We start from the raw sequence: 6,376 nt of genomic DNA on the forward strand, positions 1-6,376 counted from the left end.
GTGCCGGAGCGACGGCGACCGGGGCGCTGGGGGCCGGGGGAGCGGCCGCCGGGGGCGCCGGCTCGGGCGCGCCGGTGAGCGCGTACGCGGCGACGGCGGCCGCGGCCACCGCGATGGCGGCGGCGATCCCGGCCTTGGCGGCGGTGCCCAGGCCCTCGCCGGCCGCGGCTGCTCCCGCCCCGCCGGAGGCCGCACCGGTCGAACCGGCGGCGGCCGCACCCGCGGCGGCCCCCGAGGACCCGGAGGCGGCGGCCGTCCCGGCGGCTGCCGCTCCGCCGACGGCGGCGGCTCCGCCCACGGCGGCCGCGGCGGCGCCGAAGCCGCCGACGCCGATCCAGACGAGCACGCCGCCGGGCAGCAGGGCGCGCAGCCCGGTGTTGATCTCGGTCAGTTCCAGGCAGGCGGCCGTGCAGCGGTCGCAGTCCTTGAGGTGCCGGCCGACCTCCGCCGAGGCCCGCTTGCGCAGCGAGCCCCGCGCGTACGCCCCGAGCCGGTTGGCGTAGGCCTCGCAGCCGCTGTCCTGGCTGCCCGAGACGTGCGCCTGGAGGAACGCGGCGGCGAGCCGGTCGCGGGCCCGGTGGGCCTGGACGGCGGTGGCGTTGGCGGTCTTGCCGAGCATCACCGCGACGGTCTTCGGGGATTCCCGCTCGACCTCGGTGTGCCAGAGCACCACCCGGTCGTCCTCGGGCAGTTCGGCGTAGGCCTGCATGACCATCCGCTGGTCGGCCAGCGCCATCGCCCAGGCGTCGGCGCCCGGGTCGGCGAGGTCGAAGTCGACGACGGCGGCCGAGGTCTGCGCGAACACGGCGAAGTCGTCCACGAGTTGCTCGCGGCGCTCGCTGCGGTGCCAGGCGGCGGCGACGTTGCGCACGGCGGTCAGCAGATAGGCGCGGACGGCGAACTCGGGGCCCTTGCCCGCCCGCAGCGCCTGCAGGGTGCGGGCGAACACCTCGCCGGCGAGGTCCTCGGCGGTGAAGTTGTCCCGGCAGCAGGTGCGCGCGTAGCGGCGCACCGAGTCGGCGTGCCGGCGGTAGATCTCCTCGTACGCGGTGTCGTCGCCGGCCCGGACCCGGGCGGTCAAGTCGGCGTCGGAGGCGGGGCGCTCGCCGTCCACCGGGTCGGCGGGGGCGGGCACGGTCGGCCGGGCGGTGCGGCCGTCGCCGGTGAAGGGGTCGCCGACGAACGCCTCGGGGGCGACGCCGCCCCGGCCCGCCGGGGCCTGTCCGGGCACCCGGCCCGGGGGCAGCGCGGCGGCGGAGGCGGAGAGCGTCTCGCGGCTGGGCATCCCGGCCTGGTCGGGGACGTGTCCGGCGGCCGAAGCCGCTGCGGCGCCCGGCACTTGGGCCGTCCCGCCGACGCCGTTGAGACTGCAGGGCCCCTCGCCGGGATCACCGGAGAGGCCTCCGAAGTCGAGGCCGTACCCGTAGTCGTTCTGTTCCTCGGCGCTCACAACGGACCCCAGATTCCACGACAGCCCCCGTAGTGTGGCAGGGCGTGCGGGAGTGCGCAGGCGCACGGTTCCCCGACGTACGGCGCCGACGGCGCGCGAACGGCGCGCATCGGGACATTGGCTCCAACCACGGGCAAAGGATGGCATAGCGCAGGGACCGGCGGAAGCCGGACCAACCGCCTTCCACTCCTCCGAGGGGCCGTCGCGGGGGTGTTCGCCCAGCGTGCGGCTGTGGGGTGTGCGACTCCCGCACCCGGCGCGCGCATCCGGGCCGCGCGCCGGTCCTCCCTCCAACTCCCGTACCCGCCGGGCGTGGCGGACCGGTCGGCCCGGGTATCAGCGCTCCCGCAGGCCGTCCAGCAGGATCTGCAGCAGCCGGTCCGAGGGGCCGGCGGTCGGTTGACCGTCCGTCTGCGGAGAAATCGGCGAGAAACCGCCGGCCGCCTGCGCCGAGACCGACGGACGGGCCGCGTGCACCGGCACCGAGGCCGTCAGCACCAGCACCACGTCCGACACCGTGACGCCCGGACGCAGTTCGCCCGCCGCACCGGCCCGCGCCACCAGGGCGGCCAGCAGCTGCAGCAGCAGCCGCGGATCGGCGTCGGCCGCCGACGGCTCGACCACCCCGCCGGAGCGGGCCTCCTCGCCGCGCAGGTCGAAGCGGACCGCCGCGGGCGGTTCCGGCGCCCGCTGCTCGGGCACCCGGCCCAGTTCCTCCGCGTACCGGAACGCCTCCGGCGGCAGCAGCCGCCCGGCGCCGGTGGACACCGCGCGGGCCAGGTAGCCGGCCAGCGCCTCCCAGGCGCCGTCACCGCCGTACAGCGACTCCCGCGCCTGCGCGGTCAGCCACGCGACCTCCTCGGCGGCGATGCGCTGGACCAGCACCTCCTTGCTCGGGAAGCGCCGGTAGACGGTGCCGACCCCGACCCCGGCCCGGCGTGCGACCTCCTCCATCGGCGCGCCGTAGCCGAACTCGCCGAACACCTCGCGGGCCGCCCGCAGCACGCTCTCCAGGTTCCGCCGGGCGTCGACCCGCAACCTGGCCCCGGGCACCGGCACCGCGGGCGGCGCGGGCTCGGCCCGGTACGCGACCGCCGAGTACGCCGACCCGCTCTGCGGCGGCAGGTCCACCGGGCCGCGCTGCTCCGGGACCGTGCCCGGTCCGGCCTGTGGTGCACCCACCCGCCCCAACACCTGCTCCTGATCCATCATCCCAACTCTCCCCCGCAGGCGTCCGAAACCGGACCCTGTCGTCGCCCGCCCCTGCACCCCCCGGTGCAGCTCAGCCCGTCAGAAATGACCCGATGACCCATTGCTCGTGCCGCCCGTCCCGTTCCGGTGACCACGGTCGTGCCGCCGTGCCGGGTCCACGTCCGGCTCGGCGCGTCGGCACCGTCCGGGGCCCTGTCCGGGAACTACCCTTCCCCGGATGACTGTCCCCCAGTCGGGTTCTCACGCCAACGCTGGAACTGGCCGTAGTGGCCGCTCCACGGTGCGTCGCCGCCGATTGTCATGGCGACGGCCGCCCCGGTACACAATCCGACCATAGTTCACCACTCTCCGAGGCCGAAAGTGCGTCAGAAAGTCGCCCAGTAAGCACAACTGGCCACGACGGCCACTCGTGTCGCAACCAGCCCCGTACGGACTGTGGACAAGACGACCCCTGCCGGTCCTTCATAGGGGGCGTGATGGGGGGACACCCCCGGCCGCGGGGCGGCCGGGACGAAACGTCGCATCGGCAGGAGGCGCACCATCAGGATCCTGATCGCCGGCGGCGGCTGCGCCGGAACGGCCGCCGCACTCCACCTCCAGCGCGCCCTGCGGGAACGGCTGCGGCGCGGAGAGGTGGAGATCACCGTCGTCGAGCCCGAGGCCTACTTCACCTACCACCCGCTGCTGGCCGAGGTGGCGGCCGGCTCGATCGACCCGAGACACGTGGTGGTCCCACTGCGACGGGTCCTGCCGGACTGCCGGGTGCTCACCGCCCGGATCACCCGGATCGAACACGCCGCCCGACGCGCCCTGGCCGACGCCGCAGGCCCCGGCGAGACCCCCGCACCGGTCGAACTGCCCTACGACGTCCTGGTGGTGGCCCCCGGCTCGGTCTCCCGCACGGCACCGGTGCCCGGCCTCGCGGAACACGGCCTCGGCTTCTCCACCGTCGGCGAGGCGGTGGGCCTGCGCAACCACGTCCTGGAGCAGCTCGACCTCGCCTCCGCCACCCGCGACCCGGCGCTGCGCCAGTCGGCGCTCACCTTCGTCTTCGTCGGCGCCGGCTACGCGGGCGTCGGCGCGCTCGCCGAACTGGAGGACATGACCCGCACCGCCGTGCGCGGCTACCACAACGTCCGCGCCGAGGACCTGCACTGGGTCCTGGTCGAGGCGACCGGCCGGATCCTCGCCGAGGAGTCGCCCGAACTGGCCGCGCACACCCTCGGCGAGCTGCGCGAGCGCGGCGTGGACATCCGGCTGGACACCACCCTGGAGTCCGTCGCCGACCGGGTCGTGGCGCTCTCCGACGGCAGCCGCTTCGGCGCCCGCACCCTGGTCTGGACGGCGGGCGTCCGGCCGGCCCCACTGCTGCGCGAGACCGACCTGCCGCTGGACACCCTCGGCCGGGTGCGATGTCTGGCGACCCTGCAGGCCGTCGGCCCGGACGGACGTGCCCTGCCCGGCGTCTGGGCGGCCGGCGACTGCGCCGCCGTACCGGACCCGAACGCGGACGGAGCCCCCTGCGCCCCCAACGCCCAGCACGCCTTCGCCCAGGCCGAGCTGCTCGCCCGCAACGTCGTGGTGGCCCTGGACGGCGGGCCGCACGCGCCGGGCCTGGCCGACTACCGGCCCGGCCCCGCCGCCTGCTCGACCTCGCTCGGCCCGCGCCGGGCCGTCGCCCACACCCGGCGCGGCGGCCGGCTCACCGGCCGGCGGGCCTGGTGGCTGCACCGGGCCCGGCACCTGCGGCGGCTGCCGAGCGCCGAGCGCCGGGTGCGGGTGCTGATGGACTGGGTGCTCGGCGGGGTGTTCTCCCGGGAGGTGGTCTCGCTGGGCGCGATGGAGCACCCACGTTCGGCCTTCGAGGGAGGGTTCGGCCCGAGGTCCGACCGGCCGTCCGACGGCGGACCGGATGCCGCCCGGTGACCCCACCGGTCGACCCGGGCCGGCGGCCGACCGAACGGCGGGCCGGAGGGTGGATCGGAGGGCGGAACGGACGGCCACGCCGGGCGCGCGACTTCCGGAACCGGGCCTCCGCCTGACAGGATCAGCCCGACCTGGTCATTACCCCGTGTGCTGCTGTGCACACAAAAAGTGATGATATGCCTGGAAAACGAGGAAGCGGCCGTCGTTTGAACCTCATGCGCTGGAGCGCCCGCCTGGCCGGAGTCCCCTGGCGTGCCCTCCCGCCCCACGGGACCGGCACCGAGGACGGAGCCCCCTGCCCCGACGGCGTCGTCGTGCCCGGCCCCCGCGACCCGAGCAGCCCCGCCGCCACCGCCGAGCTGCTCGACCCGCACAAGCCGCAGAACCTGCGCGAGGTCCTCAACCGCATCCCCGCCCCGGTGGCCGTCACCTACGGCCCGCTCCACCAGCTCGGCTACGCCAACCGGGCCTACCGCGAACTCTTCGGCGAACGCCCCACCGGCCTGCCCGCCGCCGAGGCCCTCCCCGAGCTCGCCACCATGGGCGTCCTGCCCCTGATGGACCAGGTCATCCGCGGCGGCCGCCCGCGCAGCGTCAAGGCCCGCTGCATCCTCGGCCTCACCGGCAACCGCTACTACAACGTCTCCTGCGTCCCGCTCGGCACCGGCGAGAACGGCGACGCCCCCACCGAGGGGCCGCCCGCCGGAGTGCTGATCTTCGCCGCCGAGGTCACCGACCAGGTCCTCGCCGCCGCCCGCCTGCGCGAAGCCGAACGCCGCCAGCGCGAGGCCGCCGTCACCCTCCAGCGCAGCCTGCTCCCGCAGAAGCTCGACCAGCCGGCCGGCCTGCGGGTCGCCGCCACCTACCAGCCGGGCGGCGCCGAGGCCGCGGTCGGCGGCGACTGGTACGACGTGATCGCCATCGACGGCGGACGCACGGCACTCGTCATCGGCGACGTCATGGGCCGCGGCCTGCGCGCCGCCGCCGTCATGGGCCAGCTGCGCACGGCCGTCCGCGCCTACGCCCGCCTCGACCTGCCCCCGCACGAGGTGATGCGCCTGCTCGACGGCCTCGCCATGGAGATCGACGCCAACCAGATCGCCACCTGCACCTACGCCGTCTGGGACCCGCGGCGCCGCACCCTCTCCTACGCCTCCGCCGGACACCTCCCCGTACTCCTGCGCTGCCCGGACGGCACCATCCTGCGCAGCGAGGAACAGAACGGCCCGCCGCTCGGCACCGGCGGCGGCCTGCACATCTCCCACACCCTGCGCCTGCTCCCCGGTACGACCGGCGTCCTCTATACCGACGGACTGGTCGAGCGCCGGGACGAGGACATCGACCAGGGCCTCGACCTCCTGGCCCGCACTCTGGCCGGAGCCATGGGCGCCCCCGAGGTGATCTGCGCCCGGCTGCTGCGGGCGATGGGCGTGACCTCCGAGCACGACGACGACGTCGCCGTCCTGGCCTTCCAGCTGCCGGCGGAGGAGGGCGCCGAGAAATCGGTTGCGCCGGTTGACTCGGCGAGCCCGGAGGTCTAGTGTTCTTCGAGCTGCCTGGCAGGGAGCACCGGACACGCGTCAGCGCGGACGGTCCCGGGGCAGCCAATCCTCTGAAACACCACTTCCCGGTTCGGGCCGGGTCGCTTCGTCGTTTTTTCACGTTGCGGCCTGGTGCTTATTCGGCGTGCGCATTTTATTGGGTTGCGGTCGGATTCGCTTTTCGGAGCGGGGATCGGCTAGAGTTTGAAACGTCGGACAGGGCGTCAAGCCCCGGAAGACACCGGCG

3 protein-coding genes and 1 pseudogene are annotated in these 6,376 nt (G+C 75.3%); 2 read left to right on the forward strand and 2 right to left on the reverse strand.

All coding sequences use genetic code 11. The features are described from left to right. Positions 1 to 1,450: sigma-70 family RNA polymerase sigma factor (locus tag ACFVUY_RS43080; protein WP_387737345.1), on the reverse strand; the 1,450-nt coding region annotated here is incomplete at its 3' end. Between the two features lie 336 nt (positions 1,451 to 1,786). After that, positions 1,787 to 2,662: a TetR/AcrR family transcriptional regulator gene (locus ACFVUY_RS43085; RefSeq protein ID WP_387695731.1), complete on the reverse strand. Its 876-nt coding sequence runs from the start codon at positions 2,660 to 2,662 to the stop codon at positions 1,787 to 1,789. 552 nt (positions 2,663 to 3,214) lie between these two features. Between ACFVUY_RS43085 and ACFVUY_RS43090 the strand changes: the two genes are divergently transcribed. Both ACFVUY_RS43090 and ACFVUY_RS43095 read left to right on the forward strand, forming a co-directional pair. After that, positions 3,215 to 4,588: an NAD(P)/FAD-dependent oxidoreductase gene (locus tag ACFVUY_RS43090; RefSeq protein WP_387737346.1), complete on the forward strand. Its 1,374-nt coding sequence runs from the start codon at positions 3,215 to 3,217 to the stop codon at positions 4,586 to 4,588. A gap of 206 nt (positions 4,589 to 4,794) precedes the next feature. After that, positions 4,795 to 6,087, forward strand: a pseudogene (locus ACFVUY_RS43095) (SpoIIE family protein phosphatase); the annotation flags it as partial. Positions 6,088 to 6,376: the final 289 nt, after the last annotated feature.

It is taken from the genome of Kitasatospora sp. NPDC058063 (assembly GCF_042885395.1).
Lineage (GTDB): Bacteria > Actinomycetota > Actinomycetes > Streptomycetales > Streptomycetaceae > Kitasatospora > Kitasatospora lactacystinica.

Bases quoted from the DNA above. Each gene is read 5' to 3' on its own strand.
- ACFVUY_RS43085 (WP_387695731.1), bottom strand. From the start codon at position 2,662: ATGATGGATCAGGAGCAGGTGTTGGGGCGGGTGGGTGCACCACAGGCC.